Genomic DNA, 21,006 nt, shown 5'->3' with positions numbered 1-21,006 from the left:
TTACTCTGCAAGGCGCGCACTATGTCTTCCTTGAATCAGGCGCTGCGCGCCGCCCTCGATCATCGCCAGGACCTGCTCGCCGAGCTGCATGCACAAGGTACCGATTGCTATCGCCTGTTCCACGGCAGCCAGGAAGGCGCCGGCGGCCTGACGATCGACCGCTACGGCCCGCAACTGCTGGTGCAGAGTTTTCACCAGTCGCTGGAAAGCGACGACCTGTTGCACCTGCATCAAGCAATCAACCAGCACCTGGGGCTTGAACTGCTGCTGGTCTACAACGACCGCTCCCGGGGCAACTCGCGCATCGACCGTGAAGACACGGTGTACCGTGCCGAGCCCGCAGCCCTGGAAGACCTGGTCGGCCACGAATGGGGCCTCAATTACCGCGTGCGCGGCCGCCATGCCGGGCAAGACCCGCTGTTATTCCTGGACCTGCGCAACACCCGTGGCTGGGTCAAGGCACACAGCGCCGGAAAAAGCGTGCTGAACCTGTTTGCCTACACCTGCGGCGTAGGCCTGAGTGCTGCTGCCGGTGGCGCTCGTGAGGTGTGCAACCTGGACTTTGCCGAGGGCAACCTGGCGGTCGGTCGCGAAAACGGTCAACTCAACCCGCAATTGCCGACGATGGAATTCATCCAGTCCGACTACTTCCCGGCAATCCGCCAACTGGCCGGCCTGCCCATCAGCCAGCGTCGGGGGCAGAAGCTGCCGAGTTACCCGCGCCTGGAGCAGCGTCAATACGATCTGGTACTGCTCGACCCACCCGCCTGGGCCAAGAGCGCCTTCGGCACCGTCGACCTGCTGCGCGACTACCAGAGCCTGCTCAAGCCGGCGCTGCTGGCCACGGCCGACAACGGCGTGCTGATCTGCTGCAACAACCTGGCGAAAGTCGGCATGGACGACTGGCGTGACCAGGTCCTGCGCTGCGCGGAAAAGGCCGGGCGCCCGGTGCGCGACTGGCAGGTCATGACACCCGGCGCAGACTTCCCGTCCCACGACCAGCAACCACCGCTGAAGACCCTGATCCTGCAACTGTAGGACTTGTCCCAAAAGGGCCAGGGCGCAGTAATAAAGGCCCGGCTCTTCGGAACCGTAAACCCGTGCCATACTCCAAGGCACTCTTGATTGACATAGATGGCGTCACATATGCCCAAAGGATTGATTCGCGCCGCTGGCGCCTTGCTGACCGCCCTTGCCCTGTACAGCTTGCTGGGCTTCCTGATTCTCCCCGGTATTGCCCTTCGCGTGGCCAACCAACAGTTGGCGAACTACGCCACGGTGCCGGCGCGTGTCGAGCGTATCGAGCTCAACCCGTTCAGCCTCGAACTGACCGTGTGGGGCCTGAATATCGGTGAGCCGGGCAAGGAGCAAGTGGCCTTTGAACGCCTCTATGCCAACCTGCAGATCGACAGCCTGTGGACCCGCGCCCTGCACCTGGCCGACGTACAACTCGACAAGCCCAAGACCGAGCTGCTGTTCGACAAATCCGGCCAGCTCAACCTGGCGCAGCTGTTCAAACTCCCGGCCAGCGAACCGACACCAACCGATCCGAACGCCAAGCCATTCCCGCTGCGCATCGATAACATCAAGCTGGCAGGCGGCTATGTGCACTTCCAGGATTTGCGCCCGAGCGAGCCGATCGAGTTTCTCTACGACAAACTCGATTTCGAGCTGAAAAACCTCAGCACGCTGCCCGATGACAACGCCGACATGACCCTGGTGGCAGCCGGCCCTGAAGGCGGCCAGATCGACTGGACCGGCAACTTCAGCCTGATCCCGATCGCCTCCGAGGGCAAACTCAAGGTTACCGACGGCAAGATGAAAGTCTGGTGGCCGTATGTACGTGACGCGGTGCCGCTGGTTCTGGAAGACGGCATCCTCAACTTCAGCACCGACTACAAGCTGAGCCTGGCCAAGGAAACCGAGTTGAACCTGACCAACGTTGCCCTGAGTGTCGCGCCGTTTGCGATCAAGGCCCCGGATGGCCGGCCGCTCGCGCGCCTGCAGAAGCTGGACGTCAGCGAAACCACCGTGGACCTGGCCAAACAGCAAGTGATCGTCGGCAAGATCCGCAGTAATAAACTCGAAACCTGGGCCGCCCTTGAAGCCGACGGCCAGCTGGACTGGCAGAAGCTGTTTGCCAGCCAACCGAGCAAACCTGCAACTGCACCCGCAGCCGAGCCAGCCACCGCACCCGCTACCGCCGACTCGCCAAAACCTGCACCGGCAGCGCCGAGCAAGCCTTGGCAAGTGCTGCTCAAGGACGTGCACCTGCGCGACTATCAAGTGCATCTGGCTGACCGCTCGGCCAAACCGGCAGTCGCCCTGGAAGTCGGGCCGCTGAACCTTGACCTGCAGGGTTTCGACAGCCTTAACCAGAGCCCTTTTACCCTCAAGCTCGATACCGGCGTAGGCAAACAAGGCAAGCTCGAGGCGACCGGCCAGGTCAACCTGAGCCCGGTCAGCGCCAAGCTGAAAGTGGATACCAAGGACATCGACCTGCGCGTCGCCCAGTCGTATATCAGCCCGTTTATCCGCCTGGAACTGCGTAGCGGCATGCTCGGCAGCAACCTCGACGTGAACCTGAAAAGCACCGACCCCCTGGCATTCCAGGTGACCGGCCGGGCCCAGGTCGACCAGTTGCACACCCTGGACACCATGAAGACCCGCGACTTCCTCAAGTGGCAGCGCCTGGTGCTGGAAGGCGTGAATTATCAACATGGCGACAGCCTGTCGATCGACAAGGTCAACCTGTTGCAGCCCTATGCGCGCTTCATGATCAACGATGACCGCACCACCAACATCGATGACCTGCTGATCCCGCAGCCGGCCAACAGCCCCGGCAAGTCCGCAGCGAAACCTGCGGCCAGCAAAGAGAAGCCCCTGGGCATTCATATTGGTCAAATTGCGATCAACGACGGCTCGGCCAACTTCGCCGACTTTAGCCTGACCCCGAACTTCGCCACGGCCATCCAGCAGCTCAACGGCCAGATCGGCACCATTGACAGTCGCCAGGCCAAACCGGCGAGCGTCGACGTCAAGGGCAAGGTTGACCGTTATGCACCGGTCACCATCAAGGGCAGCGTAAACCCGTTTGACCCGATGGCCGCACTGGATATCGCCACCAGCTTCAAACGCGTCGAACTGACCACCCTGACGCCATACTCGGGCAAGTTTGCCGGGTTCCGCATCCGCAAGGGTCGGCTCAACCTGGACCTGCATTACGTCATCACCAAGGGCCAGTTGAAGGCCGAAAACAAGGTGGTGGTCGAGCAACTGCAACTGGGTGAGAAGGTCGACAGCGCCGACGCCGTGGACCTGCCGATTCGCCTGGCGATAGCCCTGCTCAAGGACTCCGACGGCAAGATCTCGATCGAACTGCCGGTGACCGGCGACTTGAACAACCCGCAGTTCAGCGTCATGCCGATTGTCTGGCAGACCCTGCGCAACCTGGTAGTACGTGCGGCCACGGCGCCATTCAAGTTCATTGGCGGCCTGATCAGCGGTGGTGGTGCCCAAGACCTTGGCAACGTGTCGTTTGCGGCAGGCTCCAGCGAGCTGAGCAAGGATTCCCAGTCGGCCCTCGACAGCCTGGCCAAAGCCCTCAAGGAGCGCCCTGCGCTGCGCCTGGAGATCGAAGGCACCGCCGCTGCCAGCAGTGACGGCCCGCTTTTGGCCGCACAACGGCTGGAACGCGAATACCAGTACAACTACTACAAGATCCTCCAGCGCCGTGGCGACAAGGTGCCGGCCCAGGCGTCGCTGCTTGAAGTACCGGAAAAGGAAAAGGCGCCGCTGCTGGAAGGCATCTACCGCACCCGCCTGAAACAACAGCCTCCGGCCGAATGGAAAGACCTGAGCAATGACGAGCGCACCGCAAATCTGCGGGACGGTGTGATCAAGTTCTGGAGTGGCAGTGACGTGTTGCTGCGCCAACTGGGCCAGGACCGCGCCAGCGCGATCAAGGACTACCTGGTAGACAAGGCGCAGCTGGAAGATGAGCGGGTTTACTTTATCGATGCAAACCTTGGGGAAGCGGAGAAAGATGGTCGGGTGGTAACACCGATGCATCTGGATGCCGAATAAACCGGCACCCGCTGAGCACCTGTGGCGAGGGGGCTTGCCCCCTCGCCACAAGAGCCTCGCTGACATCCCCACTTTTCTACCCACAATAGAACAGGCCCCGACACAAGTGCCGGGGCCTGTAATGACCACATCCGTGTGGTCGGTCGCATGAACCTGTGAGGTGCATTGAGCGGATATCTAACTCGCTCGTGGCCGCCTCCGCCTAGCTCAGGCGATTCGTTAAGCGTTACTCTGCTTTCAGGCCGTCGGCCGATACAGCTTTAACGCCTTTGATTTTCTTGGTGATGTTCACCGCGGTAGTTTTCTGCGCTTCAGTCACTGCGACGGTCGACGACAGGGAAACTACACCTTTGTTGGTTTCGACTTTGATGTCGGTGCCAGGAATACCTTTCTCGGTTACCAGGTCAGCTTTCACTTTGGTGGTGATCCAAGTGTCCGAGGTGGACTCTTTGGCACCAGCAGCTGCGCTTTTGGTTTTGTCGACGTTATCAGCCTTGGTAGCGCCGCCAGCCATCAGGCCGTCAGCCGAAACTGCGGTTACGCCTTTGATTTTCTTGGTGATCGCTACAGCAGTAGCTTTCTGAGCGTCAGAGATAGCAACTGTCGAGGACAGGGAAACCACACCTTTGTTGGTCTCAACCTTAATGTCCGAACCAGGAATACCTTTCTCGGTCAGCAGGTCAGCTTTGACTTTGGTGGTGATCCAGGTATCCGAAGTGGACTCTTTAGCCTTGGTGACTTCACCGGCCGCCAGCGTCATAGGGGCTTGGGAAGTCTGAGCAAAGGCTACGTTAGCACCCATGGCCAGGGTCAGAGCGGTAGCAGTAGCGAGAGCGAACTTCTTCATACGAGTAACTCCTGTTTTATTAAAAGTCTGCAGTACGTAAACCTTGATGCTGCAGCGTTAACAGGGATATTGCAGACAGTGTGCCAACTCGACGCGGCCAATTAAATCCTTATAAAACAACACGTTATGAAAACAGGTGATTTTCGGAATCGTGCAACTTGCATGAAGGCGAACGTGCCTGCATGCAAGTTGCGGCTTTTGGGGTATGGCTAAACGCCTGATTTCGCGACACTTTCCCGCAGGCATAAAAAAAGGACTCCGAAGAGTCCTTTTTCAGCTTGCAGCGACGGGGTGATTAAACGCCCGAAGCCTTGGCTGCTGCTACGTCCTTGATGGACAGCTTGATACGGCCGCGGTTGTCCACGTCCAGTACCAGCACTTCCACTTCCTGGCCTTCTTTCAGGATGTCGGTCACTTTCTCAACGCGAGCATCGCTCAGCATAGAGATGTGAACCAGACCGTCCTTGCCCGGCAGGATGTTGACGAATGCGCCGAAGTCGACGATGCGCTCAACCTTACCGACGTAGATCTTGCCGATCTCGGCTTCAGCAGTGATACCCAGGACGCGCTGACGTGCCGCTTCAGCCGCTTCCTTGGTTTCGCCGAAGATCTTGATCGAGCCGTCGTCTTCGATGTCGATCGAAGCCTTGGTCTCTTCACAGATCGCACGAATGGTCGCGCCGCCTTTACCGATAACATCACGGATTTTGTCGGTGTCGATTTTCATCGCGATCATGGTCGGAGCATTTTCCGACAGTTCGGTACGGGACTGGCCAATGATCTGGTTCATCTGACCGAGGATGTTCAGGCGCGCTTCCAGGGCTTGGCCCAGAGCGATTTCCATGATTTCTTCGGTGATGCCCTTGATCTTGATGTCCATCTGCAGCGCGGTAACACCTTTGGCGGTACCGGCTACTTTGAAGTCCATGTCGCCCAGGTGGTCTTCGTCGCCCAGGATGTCGGTCAGGATGGCGAACTTCTCGCCTTCTTTAACCAGGCCCATGGCGATACCGGCAACCGGTGCCTTCATCGGAACGCCGGCATCCATCAGAGCCAGGGAAGCGCCGCAGACCGAAGCCATGGAGCTGGAACCGTTGGACTCGGTGATTTCCGACACAACACGAATGGTGTACGGGAACACGTCGGCGGCAGGCAACATGGCTGCAATCGAACGACGGGCCAGACGGCCGTGACCGATTTCGCGACGACCAGCGCCACCCATGCGACCACACTCACCTACCGAGAACGGAGGGAAGTTGTAGTGCAGCATGAACGGGTCTTTTTTCTCGCCTTCCAGGGTGTCCAGCAGCTGTGCGTCACGGGCAGTACCCAGTGTTGCAACAACCAGGGCCTGGGTTTCACCGCGGGTGAACAGGGCCGAACCGTGGGTTTTTGGCAGAACGCCGACTTCGATGTTCAGCGGACGTACGGTGCGGGTGTCGCGGCCGTCGATACGTGGCTTGCCGTTAACGATGTTTTCGCGAACGGTGCGGTATTCGATTTCGCCGAAGGCTGCTTTGACTTCGCTGGAAGAAGGCTGGCCTTCTTCACCGGACAGCTTGGCAACAACCTGGTCCTTCAGCTCACCCAGGCGAGCGTAACGGTCGGCCTTGATGGTGATGGTGTAGGCGTCGGAGATAGCGGTGCCGAACTCGGAGCGGATAGCGCCCAGCAGTGCGGTAGCTTCTGGCTGAGGAGCCCAGGTCCAGGTTGGCTTGGCAGCTTCAGCGGCCAGTTCCTTGACAGCGTTGATCACAACCTGGAACTCGTCGTGAGCAAACAGTACAGCGCCCAGCATCTGGTCTTCGGTCAGCTCTTTGGCTTCCGATTCAACCATCAACACGGCTTCCGAAGTACCGGCAACGACCATGTCCAGGCTCGAAGCTTTCTGCTGTTCGTAAGTCGGGTTCAGCAGGTAGCCGGTGCTTTCGTGGAATGCAACACGGGCAGCGCCGATCGGGCCATCGAAAGGAATACCGGAGATGGCCAGGGCCGCCGAGGTACCGATCATCGCAGCGATGTCCGGATCGGTCTTCTTGCTGGTGGAAACGACGGTGCAGACAACCTGCACTTCGTTCATGAAGCCTTCTGGGAACAGCGGACGGATCGGACGGTCGATCAGTCGGGAAGTCAGGGTTTCTTTCTCGGAAGGACGGCCTTCACGCTTGAAGAAACCACCAGGGATCTTACCTGCAGCGTAAGTCTTTTCCTGGTAGTGAACGGAAAGAGGGAAGAAGCCTTTGCTTGGGTCAGCGGTCTTGGCGCCTACAACGGTCACCAATACGGTGACGTCGTCGTCAACGGTAACCAGCACTGCACCGGAGGCTTGACGGGCGATACGGCCTGTCTCGAGGGTAACGGTCGACTGACCGAACTGGAATTTTTTGATAACCGGGTTCACGGTGTCCTACCTTCTTTGTGGCTCTTGGGGAACTTGTCTTCTTGCGAAATTCTTGGGCAATGTCGGGAATCGGCCCAACGCCTGTCCAGGGTAAAACGTGTATCCAGATAAAACTTGAGGCTGGAAGCCTGCCATGGGCCAGCGGGAAACCCACTGACACACGACAGCCAACCAACCTCTAGCGCAATCGCTTATTAGCGACGCAGACCCAGGCGACCGATCAGAGTCTGATAACGACCCAGATCCTTGCCTTTCAGGTAGTCCAGCAGCTTACGGCGCTGGTTTACCATGCGGATCAGACCACGACGGGAGTGGTGATCTTTACCGTTGGCCTTGAAGTGACCTTGCAGCTTGTTGATGTTGTGGGTCAGCAGTGCAACTTGCACTTCTGGCGAACCAGTGTCACCAACAGCTTGCTGATAGTCAGCAACGATTTGTGCTTTTTCTTGAACGTCGAGAGCCATGAGGCAATCCTTTTTTCAGGAAACCACCCAAAGGGCAGTTTCAACAGGCCAGGGACAAATCCCTGTATCTAAAAATGAGTAGTGACCATGCCTGCTAACAGCCACCCTCGTTCCAGTTTGAGTAAAAGCTACTGCGCTTTTACCACAAACTGGTTTCGGTCATTCTGACCGAATCAGTCGACGCGGCGCGATGCGCCCGTCTTCGCTCACTTCACCGATACCGATAAAGCGACCGTTGTGATCTTGTACCCGCACCATGCCGAACTTCGGGGCATCCGGTGCACGTACCGGCTGGCCGTTAAGCCAGTAGAACGCGCTGTGCTCCGAGAAGTGCAGCAATGGCCAATCCAGTAAACCGCTGTCCGATGGCATCAGGAAGCGATCAACCGCTTCGTTGCCGCCTTCGGCATGCACTGCTTCCAGCTCTTCCAGCGTGACCGTCTGGGCCAGGGTGAAAGGGCCTGCCTGGGTGCGTCGCAGTTCTGCAACGTATGCGCCACAGCCTAGTTGCTCACCGATATCTTCCACGAGGGTGCGGATATAGGTGCCTTTGCTGCAGTCCACCGCCAACCGGGCAGTGTCGCCTTCAGCGACGAGCAATTCCAAGCGCGCAATAGTAACAGAACGCGGTTCGCGCTCCACCACTTCCCCTGCACGTGCCAGCTTGTATAGAGGCTGGCCATCACGCTTGAGAGCCGAGTACATCGGCGGTATCTGACTGATTTGCCCACGAAAAGCAGGTAAGGCAGCTTCGATATCAGCACGACCAACGGTCACCTCGCGAACCTGCAAAACATCACCTTCGGCGTCTGCCGTGGTGGTGGTCTTGCCCAGTTGCATCAGGGTTTCGTAGCCCTTGTCGGAATCGAGCAGGTATTGCGAAAACTTGGTGGCCTCGCCGAAGCACAACGGCAACACGCCGGTGGCCAAGGGGTCGAGGCTGCCGGTGTGCCCTGCCTTCTCGGCATTGAGCAGCCAGCGAACCTTCTGCAACGCCGCATTGGAGGTAAAGCCAATGGGCTTGTCGAGCAGAATGATGCCGCTGACATTACGACGGATGCGTTTGACCTGAGCCACCGATTACTCCTTGGCGTCTTCAGGCGTGGCGGATTCCGGGTGCTGATTGTCTTCAGCCACGGCCCGCTCGATCAGTGCCGACAGGTGCGCGCCACGCACGACACTTTCGTCGTAGTGGAAGTGCAACTGAGGAACGCTGCGCAGCTTCATTTCACGGGCCAACTGCATACGCAGGAAACCTGCGGCGGAGTTGAGCACCTTGATGCTTTGCGCGATTTCTTCGCTGTTGTCCTGGCCCATCACGGTGATGAAGATCTTGGCGTGACCAACGTCACGGCTGACTTCAACGGCGGTGATGGTGACCAGGCCAACACGTGGGTCTTTTACTTCACGACGGATCAGCTGTGCCAGCTCACGCTGCATCTGATCGCCGATACGTTGGGTACGGCTGTATTCTTTTGCCATGTCTTGTTACCTGTTGCTGCCACACGGTGAAACCCGTGGGGTCTGAAAGCGGCAAACGCCCGGCCTGACAAAAGCCAGACCGGGCGTTGCGTTTAGAGTCCGGACACAGCGCCAGGCATTTGCATGCCCGGGCGCTGCGTGGCCCTTGAAGTACGCGAGTTAGAGGCTGCGAGCAACCTGGACCTTCTCGTAGACTTCGATCTTGTCACCCGCCTTGACGTCGTTGTAGCTCTTGACGCCAATACCGCATTCCATGCCGGCACGTACTTCGGAAGCGTCATCCTTGAAGCGGCGCAGGGATTCCAGCTCGCCTTCGAAGATAACGATGTCTTCACGCAGTACACGGATTGGACGGTTACGGTGCACAACACCTTCGATAACCATGCAACCGGCGATCGCGCCGAATTTCGGCGAGCGGAACACATCACGCACCTCGGCCACACCCAGGATGTTCTCCCGGACGTCGCTGCCAAGCATGCCGGTGAGGGCTTTCTTGACGTCTTCGATGATGTCGTAGATGACGTTGTAGTAACGCATGTCCAGGCCTTCCTGCTCGACGATCTTCCGTGCGCCAGCATCGGCACGCACGTTGAAGCCGAACAGTACAGCGTTGGAGGCCAGCGCCAGGTTGGCATCGGATTCGGTGATACCACCGACACCGCCGCCGACCACACGCACTTGCACTTCGTCGTTACCCAGGCCATTCAAGGCGCCGTTCAACGCTTCGAGGGAACCACGAACGTCAGATTTGAGGACGATGTTAAGCGTCTTCTTCTCTGCCTGGCCCATGTTCTCGAAGATGTTTTCCAGCTTGCCGGCGTGAGCACGGGCCAGCTTGACTTCGCGGAACTTGCCTTGACGGAACAGAGCCACTTCACGGGCTTTCTTCTCGTCCGACAGCACGCTCATCTCGTCGCCAGCGTCCGGGGTACCGTCCAGGCCGAGGATCTCGACAGGGATGGAAGGACCGGCTTCCTTGATTGGCTTGCCGTTCTCGTCGAGCATGGCACGTACACGGCCATAGTTCGAACCGACCAGGACCATGTCGCCTTGGCGCAGGGTACCGTCTTGAACCAGAACGGTTGCAACCGGGCCACGACCCTTGTCGAGACGCGATTCAACCACAACACCACGACCCGGGGCCGAGGGAGTTGCTTTCAGTTCAAGAACTTCGGCTTGCAGCAGGACAGCTTCGAGCAGTTCGTCTACACCGGTACCGACTTTTGCCGAAACCGAAACGAATGGCGTATCACCGCCCCACTCTTCGGAAGTCACGCCGTGAACCGACAGTTCGCTACGGATGCGATCGAGATCGGCGCCCGGCTTGTCGATTTTGTTCACTGCAACAACCAGAGGAACACCAGCGGCTTTGGCGTGCTGGACAGCTTCAATGGTCTGCGGCATTACGCCGTCGTCCGCTGCAACTACCAGGATCACGATGTCAGTCGCCTTGGCACCACGGGCACGCATGGCGGTAAACGCGGCGTGACCAGGGGTGTCGAGGAAGGTGACCATGCCGCGTTCGGTTTCAACGTGGTATGCACCGATGTGCTGGGTGATGCCGCCGGCTTCGCCTGCAGCTACCTTGGCACGACGGATATAGTCGAGCAGCGAGGTCTTACCATGGTCAACGTGGCCCATTACGGTCACGACTGGCGCACGGGAGAAAGTCTCGCCTTCAAACTTCAGGGACTCGGCCAGGGAATCTTCCAGGGCGGTGTCGCTGACCAGGGTCACTTTGTGGCCCAGCTCTTCAGCAACCAGTTGGGCAGTTTCCTGGTCCAGTACCTGGTTGATGGTCGCTGGGGTACCCAGTTTGAACATGAACTTGATGATTTCAGCAGCCTTGACCGACATCTGATTGGCGAGGTCGCCAACAGTGATGGTCTCGCCGATCTGCACGTCACGCACGACAGGGCCGGTTGGGCTCTGGAAACCGTGGGCGTTGCGCTTCTTCAGCTTGGCCTTGCCGCGACCACCGCGACGGAAGCTGTCGCTTTCTTCGTCGGTAGTACGTGGGGCAACGCGTGGCGCTGGCGCCTTCTCTTTGACCGAAGCACGATGTGGAGCGTTTTTGCGCTCACCATCGCCACTGCCACGACGATTGTTATCGTCGGCACGTGGTTTGTCCGGGCGGCGAGGTTCTTCGCGTTTGCGAGCGTCGGCTGCAGGAGCTGGCGCGGCGGCAACCGGAGCGGCCTCACGAACAGCTTCAACAGGCGCGCTAGGCGCAGCAACGGCCTCAGTGTTAGCAGGTTGCGCAGCAGCAGGCTGGCGACGCGCTTCTTCTTCGGCGCGACGCTTGGCTTCTTCTTCAGCCTTCTGACGAGCAGCATTTTCTACTGCGCGACGTTCTTCCAGTTCGCGTTTGCGCTCGGCTTCGATTTCTTCCGGGCTGCGCTGTACGAAGACTTTCTTCTTGCGTACTTCAACGCTGATGCTCTTGCTGCCAGCAACACGCAGGGTGCTGGTGGTTTTGCGCTGCAATGTAATCTTGCGCGGTTCTTCCACTTTCGCCTTGTGGCTGCTCTTCAAGTGAGTCAGCAAAGACTGCTTCTCACTATCGCTCACACCTTCATCGGCGGCGGTGTGCGGCAGACCTGCCTCACGCATCTGCTGCAACAGGCGCTCTACCGGTGTTTTGACCTCATCGGCCAGTTGTTTCACCGTGACTTGCGTCATGCACTTCTCTCCTCAGGCCGCGCCTAATTACTCGAACCAATGGGCTCGGGCGGCCATGATCAACTTGCCGGCACGATCATCGTCAATGCCGTCGATGTCGAGCAGGTCGTCAATAGACTGCTCGGCCAGGTCTTCGCGGGTAATTACGCCGCGCACCGCCAGTTCCATCGCCAAATCCTTGTCCATACCCTCAAGCGAGAGCAGGTCTTCGGCCGGATGGGCGTCTGCCAGCTTTTCCTCAGTAGCGATGGCTTTAGTCAACAAACGATCCTTGGCCCGAGCGCGAAGCTCGTTGACGGTGTCTTCGTCAAAGCCGTCGATGTTGAGCATTTCTTCCAACGGTACGTAGGCAATCTCTTCCAGGCTGGTGAAGCCTTCATCTACCAGCACCTGTGCCAGGTCTTCGTCGACTTCCAGCTCGTCGATGAAGTTGCGCAGGATGTCACCGGTTTCTGCTTGCTGCTTAGCCTGGATGTCCGATTCGGTCATCACGTTCAGGGTCCAGCCGGTCAACTGGCTGGCCAAACGTACGTTCTGACCACCGCGACCGATGGCCTGAGCCAGATTGTCTGCGCCAACGGCGATGTCCATTGCATGGGCATCCTCGTCAACGATAATTGCCGCCACTTCAGCAGGCGACATTGCGTTGATCACGAACTGCGCCGGGTTATCGTCCCACAGGACGATGTCCACACGCTCACCGCCCAATTCGCCCGACACTGCCTGGACGCGCGAACCGCGCATACCAATGCAAGCGCCTTGCGGGTCGATGCGTTTGTCCTTGGAGCGGACCGCGATCTTGGCGCGGGAACCCGGATCGCGGGACGCAGCCATGACTTCGATCAGGCCTTCGGCAATTTCCGGCACTTCGATGCGGAACAGCTCGATCAGCATTTCCGGCGCGGTACGCGACAGGATCAACTGAGGGCCGCGGTTCTCGGTGCGGATTTCCTTGAGCAGCGCACGCAAGCGCACGCCAACCCGGAAAGTTTCGCGGGAAATGATGTCTTCGCGGGCCAGCAACGCTTCAGCGTTGTTACCCAGGTCGACGATCACGTTGTCGCGGGTGACTTTTTTCACGGTGCCGGAGATGATTTCCCCCAGGCGCTCGCGATAAGCGTCAACGACTTGAGCGCGCTCGGCTTCGCGGACCTTCTGCACGATGACTTGCTTGGCAGTCTGTGCAGCGATGCGGCCGAACTCGATGGATTCGATCTTTTCTTCGACGACATCACCGACCTGGGCGCCCGGATGCGTTTCAGCAACCTTGCTCGGCCAGGTTTCGATGGCCGGATCATCAAGATCGGCTTCTTCGACGACCGTCCAGCGACGGAAAGTCTCGTAGGCACCGGTGTGGCGGTTGATTTCCACACGCAGATCAACTTCGTCTTCAAAACGCTTTTTGGTAGCAGTGGCCAGGGCCAGCTCCAGCGCTTCAAAAATCACGTTTGCCGGTACGCCCTTTTCATTGGATACCGACTCAACAACCAGCAGTACTTCTTTGCTCATCGTACGCCTCGCCTTTCGCAAGCCATTGGATCCGCGGGATCCGCGTCTCAGTCAAAACTGGGAATAATGTTGGCCTTGTCGATCATATCGATCGGCAACAGGAACTCATGGTCTTCTACCTGCACCACGACGTCCTGCTCTTCTACACCGCGCAGAAGGCCCTGAAAGTTGCGTCGCCCTTCAAAGGGAGAGCGCAGCTTGATCTTCACTTGTTCACCGGCAAATTTTGCAAACTGATCAATAGTGAACAGTGGGCGTTCCATGCCAGGCGAGGAAACTTCGAGGGTGTATTCAACGGAGATCGGATCTTCAACATCCAGGACACCGCTGATCTGACGGCTGACAATGGCACAATCGTCCACCAGCACGCCGCCCTCTTTATCGATATAAACGCGCAACATTGAGTGGCGACCTTGAGCCGAAAACTCAATACCCCAGCATTCATAGCCTAGGGCCACGACCACCGGGGCCAACAAGGCCTGCAACTCTTCTAGCTTGCTCGACACCTGAACCCCCTCGTGCATGTATGTGCATGCTGTGCAAAATAAAAAAATGGGCGAAACGCCCATCCTTGAAACGCCGTCGAACAGCGGCGTTGAAAGTGTCCAGCTAACAAAAAGCCCCTTAAAAGGGGCTCCGCTAAAACTGGTTGCGGGGGCCGGATTTGAACCGACGACCTTCGGGTTATGAGCCCGACGAGCTACCAGACTGCTCCACCCCGCGACAAAGCTGGGGCGGAAGTATACGACCGATCCCTTACAGGGTCAATGTAACCTTCCACCTACAAGAAAGCCCGCAACAGCGGGCTCTCCTGATAATTGGTACCGAGAAGGGGACTCGAACCCCTACACCCTATGGGCACAACCACCTCAAGGTTGCGTGTCTACCAATTCCACCACCTCGGCAATACAGCGTTTACAACCTTCTTACTTCTGCTCTTGAGCTGGAGGTACGTCAGTCGCTGGAGTAGCCGACTTTTGCTCTTGAAGCACCGGGACATCATCAGAAGCCGGTTTTGCTTTTGGTACTTCCAACACTGCTGGGTTTGGGAGACCTACTTGAGTCAGCACATGAGCTTTCTCTTTAGCAAAGTAACCTAACCCCAAGCTGGTTATGAAGAAACCGGCGGCAAGTATAGCAGTAAACTTACTAAGAAAGGTAGAGGAACCTTGGCTTCCGAACACAGTATTTGAAGCACCTGCCCCGAAAGACGCACCAGCGTCCGCACCTTTACCCTGCTGCAGCAAAACCAGAGCAACTACGCCCAGTGCACCCAGCAGATGAAAAACAACGATGACTGTTTCCAGCATTTTTTCAGTTTCCCGCGGCGCGACAAATCGCACCGAACTCATCTGCATTCAGGGAAGCTCCACCAATGAGCCCCCCATCGATATCCGGCATGCCGAACAGTTCGACCGCATTGGCCGCCTTCACGCTGCCGCCGTATAGAAGCCGCACACCTCGTGCGACCTCAGAATTCTCTGCCGCCAACTGCGCGCGGATGGCTGCGTGCACATCCTGCGCCTGTTGCGGCGAAGCAGTCAGCCCGGTGCCAATGGCCCAGACCGGCTCGTAAGCAATTACTGCATTTGCAAAGGCACCGACTCCCAGCTCCTCGATGATGCTGCCCAGCTGACGCCCGACAACCTCAAGAGTTTTACCGGACTCACGCTGCTCAAGGGTCTCCCCTATGCACAACACCGGAACCAAGCCGCAAGCCTGTGCCGCCGCGAATTTTCGATTGAGTGTCCCATCACGCTCGCCCATGATCTGGCGGCGCTCGGAGTGCCCAACAAGCACCAGGGAACAACCCGCATCAACCAGCTGACTCGGTGCAATCTCACCGGTCAACGCACCTTGCATGGATTCCACCGCAGAGTTCTGCGCGCCGACCTGGATCGACTTGCCTTTCAAGCCATCAATCACTTGATTGATATACAAGCAAGGCGGGAATACCGCGACATCAACACCGCTAGGCAAGGCCAAATGACGAAGGCCATTGATCAGCTCAGCGACACTGGCGCGGGTACCGTGCATCTTCCAGTTACCAGCTACCATAGTGCGACGCATGCTGTACCTCGTCGGTCAAAGTGGGCGCAGATGTTACCCAACCACATCATCACTGGCAAGCCGAATTCAGGCGCAAACTTCAGTTACCAGTTTTGCCAGCTCTTCGGCATAGCCGCGAACCTGTGTTTCGTCCTCGCCCTCGACCATTACACGCACCAAAGGCTCGGTACCCGACTTGCGCAGCAAGACCCGGCCACGCCCCGCCATGGCGGCAGTCACGCGCTCACTGGCCTCTTTGACAGCCGGATGCTCGATAGGGTTGTCACCGCCTGCAAAGCGCACGTTGAGCAGCACTTGCGGGCACTTGCGCAACGCCTGCCGCGCCTGGGCCAGGCTTTCTTCACGGCGACGCAGCGCCAGCAGCACCTGCAGCGCCGCAATGATCGCATCCCCGGTAGTCGTGTGCTGGAAGCAGACGATATGACCGGAATTTTCGCCACCCACCTGCCAATTACGCTCCAGCAGGTCGGCAATCACGTAGCGGTCACCGACATTGGCGCGCACAAACGGGATCCCCAGATCTGCCAGGGCCAGCTCCAGGCCAAGATTGCTCATCAAGGTACCGACGACGCCGCCTTGCAGCTTGTTACGCTCATGCAGGTCACGGGCGATGATGAACAACAGGTCGTCGCCATCGACGATCGCGCCAGTGTGGTCGACCATCAATACGCGGTCGCCATCACCATCGAACGCGATGCCCAAGTCGGCATGCTCAGCCAGGACAGCCGCCTGCAACTGACCCATGTGGGTTGAGCCGCAGTTGTCGTTGATGTTCAGGCCGTTCGGCTGCGCCGACAGTACAGTAACGTCTGCGCCAAGCTCCTTGAACACACTCGGTGCGACTTTGTACGTCGCGCCGTGGGCGCAGTCGATGACGACCTTCAACCCGGCAAAATTGGTGCTGCTTGGCACGCTGCTTTTGCAGAACTCGATGTAACGGCCGGAAGCGTCGTTAATCCGCGAAACCTTGCCCAGCTTGCTCGATTCGACGACGGTCATCGGCGCATCCAGCAACTCTTCGATCATGTGCTCGATCTCATCCGGCAGCTTGGTGCCCTGGCCCGAGAAGAACTTGATGCCGTTGTCATCATGGGGATTGTGCGAAGCACTGATCACGATACCGGCCTGAGCATGAAAGGTACGCGTCAGGTAAGCGATCGCCGGCGTAGGCATCGGCCCCAACAGCATCACATCAGCGCCGGCAGCAGACAGACCTGCCTCCAGCGCAGACTCAAACATATAACCCGAGATACGCGTGTCCTTACCCACCAGGATACGGCAGGCCCCCATGCTGCGGAACGCCATGCCGGCGGCCCAGCCCAGCTTGAGCATGAAATCGGGAGTAATCGGGAATTCGCCGACCCGACCGCGAATGCCATCGGTGCCAAAATACTTTTTAGTCATAAGTGCTCCATCATTCTTATTCGGCTGATTCAACCGCTGCGATCATCCGCACTACATCTATCGTCTCGGCCACGTCATGCACGCGCAAGATGCGCGCACCCTTGACCACGGCAAGTGCCGCAAGTGCCAGGCCGCCATGCAGCCGCTCACCCACCGGACGATTCAACGCCAGACCTATCATGCTCTTGCGCGAAACCCCGACCAACAAGGGGCGACCAAGGGCATGCAGGGATTCCATATGCTTGAACAGGCTTAAATTGTGCTGCAAGGTCTTGGCAAAGCCAAATCCCGGGTCGAGGATTATCCGCTCGGGAGCAATCCCCGCCGCCGCGCATTGAGCCATGCGCTCAGCAAGGAAGCCTTTCACTTCACCGACCAGATTGTCGTAATGAGGGTCGTCCTGCATCGTGCCCGGCTCGCCAAGCATATGCATCAGACAAACCGGCAGCCCCGTCGCGGCGGCCGCATCCAGAGCGCCATCGCGCTGCAAAGAGCGCACATCGTTGATCAACCCTGCACCCAGCCGCGCAGTTTCGCGCATAACGGCAGGGGTCGAGGTGTCGACAGAGATGATGACGTCCAGCTCTTGATGGATGCGCTCGACAATCGGAGCAACCCGTTCCAGTTCCTCCAGGGGAGAAACTGCGCGCGCGCCGGGCCGGGTTGATTCGCCACCGACGTCAATCAGAGTCGCACCGGCAGCCACCATCGCTTCCGCATGGCGCAACGCAGCATCAAGCTGACTGAAGCGACCACCATCGGAAAAGGAATCAGGGGTTACATTAAGAATGCCCATAACGTGTGTATGGGCCAAATCAAGAACCCGGCTGCCGCAAGGCAACCGGGTCGAGGACAACGCAGAAGTCATTTCAAACCTTAATGGTCAGCAGCCGGGCCGCCGATCGGGGCTTCAGGGCGTTCGTTCTGTACCACTGGCGGCGTGCCCGAAAGTACCCGAACCACCTTCCCAATCGCGAGGCTCGCGAGGCGTACGACCGGCCATGATGTCGTCAATCTGCTCGGCATCAATGGTCTCGTACTTCATCAGGGCATCAGCCATGGCGTCGAGCTTGTCGCGGTTGTCGGTGAGGATCTGCTTGGCCGTGCCGTAGCACTGGTCAATGATGCTGCGCACCTCGGAGTCGATCAGCTTGGCTGTCTCGCCGGAGAAGCTGGCAGCTTGACCACCACCACCGCGACCCAGGAATACTTCACCTTCTTCCTCGGCATACATCAAAGGACCGAGTTTCTCCGACAGACCCCACTTGGTCACCATGTTCCGTGCAATCTGGCTGGCACGCATGATGTCGTTGGAGGCACCGGTGGTAACACCATCGAAGCCCAGGGTCATCTCTTCGGCGATCCGGCCGCCATACAGCGAGCAGATCTGGCTGATCAAGGCACGCTTGGAGAGGCTGTAGCGATCCTCTTCCGGCAGGAACATGGTGACGCCCAGCGCCCGGCCACGAGGAATGATCGATACCTTGTAGACCGGGTCATGCTCAGGCACAACGCGACCAACAATGGCGTGACCGGCTTCATGATAAGCGGTGTTCTGCTTCTCTTTCTCGGACATGACCATGGATTTGCGCTCGGCGCCCATCATGATCTTGTCTTTCGCCAGCTCGAACTCCTTCATTTCAACGATGCGCTTGCCGGTACGGGCGGCAAACAGGGACGCCTCGTTCACCAGGTTGGCAAGGTCGGCACCGGAGAAGCCTGGAGTACCACGGGCAATCACGGCCGGAGCCACGTCGTCGCCCATTGGCACTTTGCGCATGTGTACTTTCAGGATCTGCTCACGACCGCGGATGTCTGGCAACCCGACAACGACCTGACGGTCAAAACGGCCCGGACGCAGCAACGCGGGGTCGAGTACGTCTGGACGGTTGGTTGCGGCGATCACGATGATGCCGTCGTTCATTTCAAAGCCGTCCATCTCAACCAGCAACTGGTTAAGCGTCTGCTCACGCTCATCATGACCGCCGCCCATGCCGGCGCCACGATGGCGACCAACGGCGTCGATTTCATCGATGAAGATGATGCACGGAGCGTGCTTCTTGGCCTGTTCGAACATATCGCGAACACGGCTGGCACCTACACCGACGAACATTTCGACGAAGTCGGAACCGGAAATGGTGAAGAAAGGTACTTTGGCTTCGCCGGCAATGGCCTTGGCCAACAGGGTTTTACCGGTACCTGGCGGGCCAACCATCAGCACACCGCGAGGAATACGGCCACCCAGGCGCTGGAACTTGCCCGGATCGCGCAGGAATTCAACCAGTTCGCCCACTTCTTCCTTGGCTTCGTCGCAACCGGCAACGTCAGCCAGGGTGGTTTTCACCTGATCTTCGGAAAGCAGGCGCGCCTTGCTCTTGCCGAAGCTCATCGGCCCGCCCTTGCCTCCCGCACCACCTTGCATCTGGCGCATGAAGAACATGAACACGGCGATAATCACCAGTATCGGGAAGCTGGCCACCAGGAGTTGGGTCCAGATGCTCTGCTGCTCAGGCTGCTTGCCTTCAACAACCACGTGGTTATCCACCAGGTCGCCGATCAGGCCATTGTCCTGGATTGCCGGACGGATGGTCTTGAAGCTGTCGCCATCGTTGCGCTTGCCGGTAATCACGTAGCCATCAACCGCTACGCGCTCTACCTTGCCATCCTTAACTTGCTGGATGAAGTCGGAATAGTTGAGGGTCTGCGGCTCGTTAGGGCTGGAGAAGTTGTTCATCACCGTCACGAGGACAGCCGCGATGATCAACCACAGGATCAGATTCTTTGCCATATCGTTCAATTAACTACCCTCTGAAGCAAGCTCCGCTACTGGCGCGTGCTTCGCATGATATTCACCGGCCTAACTTACTACATTACCTACAACTCTGGCAGGCGCCGTCTGTAACCCTTTGTGAAACTTTGACTACACAATATTCGTAAAGCTTCGTGACGAAAGCGATATAAAAAAACCTATCGCCTCCGTCAAATTTCTCAAAAGCGCTCTTCACTGGCAGCGCCTTCAATGCCACGGAAGCCGCGACCCAGCAAATACTGCTCGCGAGACCTGTCCCGGGAAGAGTCAGGCTTGCGTGTCTGTACCTTGTCGAACAGTTTGCGGATGTTCTTGTGATACTCGTCGAAGCCTTCACCCTGGAAGACCTTGACCAGAAAGTCACCACCCGGACGCAGTACCCGTCCTGCCAGGTCCAGTGCCAATTCGCACAGGAACATGGCTCGCGGCATATCAACAGCCGGTAATCCACTCATATTGGGGGCCATATCGGAAATCACAAGGTCTACCTGCGAATTTCCGACGGCCTCAAGGATCTGTGCCAGCACTTCATCCTGGGTAAAATCGCCGTGAACAAAGGTCACGTCAGGGATGCTGTCCATTTCCAGGATGTCGGAAGCGATCAAACGACCTTGTCCACCAATCAGACGACTGGTCACCTGGGACCAGCCACCCGGGGCGGCACCCAGGTCGATAACGCTCATGCCAGGACGGATCAACTTGTCCTTCTCCTGGATCTCCAGCAGTTTGTAGCTGGCCCGGGAACGGTAGCCATCCTTTTGCGCCATTTTGACGTAAGGGTCGTTGAAATGCTCTTGCAGCCACTTAAGGCTAGTTTTGGAACGGGCCACGGGCCACCTCGAAAATAAAACGGGTCGTGATTAACTGGGCGGTCCCGGACTCGCTCGGGTAAACTGGCCGCCGCTTTTTACAAGATCAGACGCAGGGGTCAGATTATGCCGCTCACTCAAGAGCAGAAGAAACAGTACAAATCCATTGGCCACCATCTGAAACCAGTTTTGATTGTGGCTGACAACGGTTTGACTGAAGGTGTGTTAGCCGAACTTGAACGCGCATTGGGCGATCACGAGCTAATCAAGATCAAGGTCAGCATCCTTGATCGCGAGGCGCGCCTGGCAGCTATTGCAGAACTGTGCAAGGCTGGCAAAGCGGACCTGGTTCAGGTCATCGGCAAGATGGCGCTGCTGTATCGCAAGAACTTCAGCGCCAACAAGCAACTGTCGAACGTACACCGCTTCAAGTGAAACAAGGG

The 21,006-nt window shown here is 58.1% G+C and carries 16 protein-coding genes, 2 tRNA genes and 1 pseudogene; 3 read left to right on the top strand and 16 right to left on the bottom strand.

The features are described 5' to 3' along the window. Positions 1–21: 21 nt before the first annotated feature. The gene (locus QF039_RS33495) at positions 22–1,038 is read left to right on the top strand and encodes a class I SAM-dependent rRNA methyltransferase (RefSeq protein WP_102368082.1); all 1,017 of its coding nucleotides are present in this window, start codon (positions 22–24) and stop codon (positions 1,036–1,038) included. Positions 1,039–1,146: 108 nt separating this feature from the next. Next, complete coding sequence (locus tag QF039_RS33490) at positions 1,147–4,086, top strand: DUF748 domain-containing protein (RefSeq protein ID WP_307522836.1); 2,940 nt, start codon at positions 1,147–1,149, stop codon at positions 4,084–4,086. A gap of 226 nt (positions 4,087–4,312) precedes the next feature. Here the strand turns inward: QF039_RS33490 and QF039_RS33485 are convergent, their stop codons facing one another. From QF039_RS33485 to rlmE, 16 genes and pseudogenes are all read right to left on the bottom strand, one after another. Beyond that, positions 4,313–4,933 carry a BON domain-containing protein gene (locus tag QF039_RS33485; protein ID WP_003212178.1) on the bottom strand — a complete coding sequence of 207 codons (621 nt, stop codon included), beginning with the start codon at positions 4,931–4,933 and terminating at the stop codon, positions 4,313–4,315. A 295-nt stretch (positions 4,934–5,228) separates the two neighbouring features. Beyond that, positions 5,229–7,334, bottom strand: a complete 2,106-nt coding sequence (gene pnp / locus QF039_RS33480) for a polyribonucleotide nucleotidyltransferase (RefSeq protein WP_003212180.1) — start codon at positions 7,332–7,334, stop codon at positions 5,229–5,231. A gap of 194 nt (positions 7,335–7,528) precedes the next feature. Continuing rightward, positions 7,529–7,798 carry a 30S ribosomal protein S15 gene (gene rpsO / locus QF039_RS33475; protein WP_003177875.1) on the bottom strand — a complete coding sequence of 90 codons (270 nt, stop codon included), beginning with the start codon at positions 7,796–7,798 and terminating at the stop codon, positions 7,529–7,531. A 159-nt stretch (positions 7,799–7,957) separates the two neighbouring features. After that, positions 7,958–8,875, bottom strand: a complete 918-nt coding sequence (truB, locus tag QF039_RS33470) for a tRNA pseudouridine(55) synthase TruB (protein WP_307522832.1) — start codon at positions 8,873–8,875, stop codon at positions 7,958–7,960. Between the two features lie 3 nt (positions 8,876–8,878). Next, positions 8,879–9,280, bottom strand: a complete 402-nt coding sequence (rbfA, locus tag QF039_RS33465) for a 30S ribosome-binding factor RbfA (protein ID WP_003212184.1) — start codon at positions 9,278–9,280, stop codon at positions 8,879–8,881. A gap of 159 nt (positions 9,281–9,439) precedes the next feature. After that, positions 9,440–11,962 (bottom strand): translation initiation factor IF-2, encoded by a 2,523-nt coding sequence (gene infB / locus QF039_RS33460; RefSeq protein ID WP_003212186.1) that lies wholly within the window; start codon positions 11,960–11,962, stop codon positions 9,440–9,442. A 27-nt stretch (positions 11,963–11,989) separates the two neighbouring features. Next, positions 11,990–13,471 (bottom strand): transcription termination factor NusA, encoded by a 1,482-nt coding sequence (nusA, locus tag QF039_RS33455; protein WP_003212187.1) that lies wholly within the window; start codon positions 13,469–13,471, stop codon positions 11,990–11,992. Between the two features lie 47 nt (positions 13,472–13,518). After that, positions 13,519–13,977, bottom strand: coding sequence for a ribosome maturation factor RimP (rimP, locus tag QF039_RS33450; protein ID WP_003235029.1), 459 nt, complete (start codon positions 13,975–13,977; stop codon positions 13,519–13,521). Positions 13,978–14,117: 140 nt separating this feature from the next. After that, a tRNA-Met gene (locus QF039_RS33445) sits at positions 14,118–14,194 on the bottom strand. 96 nt (positions 14,195–14,290) lie between these two features. Next, a tRNA-Leu gene (locus QF039_RS33440) sits at positions 14,291–14,376 on the bottom strand. A gap of 21 nt (positions 14,377–14,397) precedes the next feature. Further along, entirely contained in the window at positions 14,398–14,781 is a 384-nt protein-coding gene (secG, locus tag QF039_RS33435; RefSeq protein ID WP_026078118.1) for a preprotein translocase subunit SecG, read from the bottom strand. Positions 14,782–14,785: 4 nt separating this feature from the next. Next, positions 14,786–15,541 carry a triose-phosphate isomerase gene (tpiA, locus tag QF039_RS33430; protein WP_003212194.1) on the bottom strand — a complete coding sequence of 252 codons (756 nt, stop codon included), beginning with the start codon at positions 15,539–15,541 and terminating at the stop codon, positions 14,786–14,788. A 66-nt stretch (positions 15,542–15,607) separates the two neighbouring features. Continuing rightward, the gene (gene glmM, locus QF039_RS33425) at positions 15,608–16,945 is read right to left on the bottom strand and encodes a phosphoglucosamine mutase (protein ID WP_177019338.1); all 1,338 of its coding nucleotides are present in this window, start codon (positions 16,943–16,945) and stop codon (positions 15,608–15,610) included. Between the two features lie 16 nt (positions 16,946–16,961). Then, a complete protein-coding gene (gene folP / locus QF039_RS33420; protein ID WP_102368079.1) occupies positions 16,962–17,813 on the bottom strand; it encodes a dihydropteroate synthase in 852 nt (283 codons plus the stop codon). Between the two features lie 8 nt (positions 17,814–17,821). Beyond that, a pseudogene (ftsH, locus tag QF039_RS33415) lies at positions 17,822–19,733 on the bottom strand (ATP-dependent zinc metalloprotease FtsH). A gap of 200 nt (positions 19,734–19,933) precedes the next feature. After that, positions 19,934–20,584: a 23S rRNA (uridine(2552)-2'-O)-methyltransferase RlmE gene (gene rlmE / locus QF039_RS33410; protein ID WP_003212203.1), complete on the bottom strand. Its 651-nt coding sequence runs from the start codon at positions 20,582–20,584 to the stop codon at positions 19,934–19,936. Between the two features lie 105 nt (positions 20,585–20,689). Here rlmE and yhbY point away from each other — a divergent pair, with 105 nt between their 5' ends. Further along, positions 20,690–20,998, top strand: coding sequence for a ribosome assembly RNA-binding protein YhbY (yhbY, locus tag QF039_RS33405; protein WP_003212205.1), 309 nt, complete (start codon positions 20,690–20,692; stop codon positions 20,996–20,998). Positions 20,999–21,006: the final 8 nt, after the last annotated feature.

Origin of the sequence: Pseudomonas sp. W2I6 (assembly GCF_030815935.1) — a bacterium.
In the GTDB taxonomy this organism is placed as follows: Bacteria; Pseudomonadota; Gammaproteobacteria; order Pseudomonadales; family Pseudomonadaceae; genus Aquipseudomonas.
This window is presented reverse-complemented; position numbering and strand designations above follow the sequence as displayed.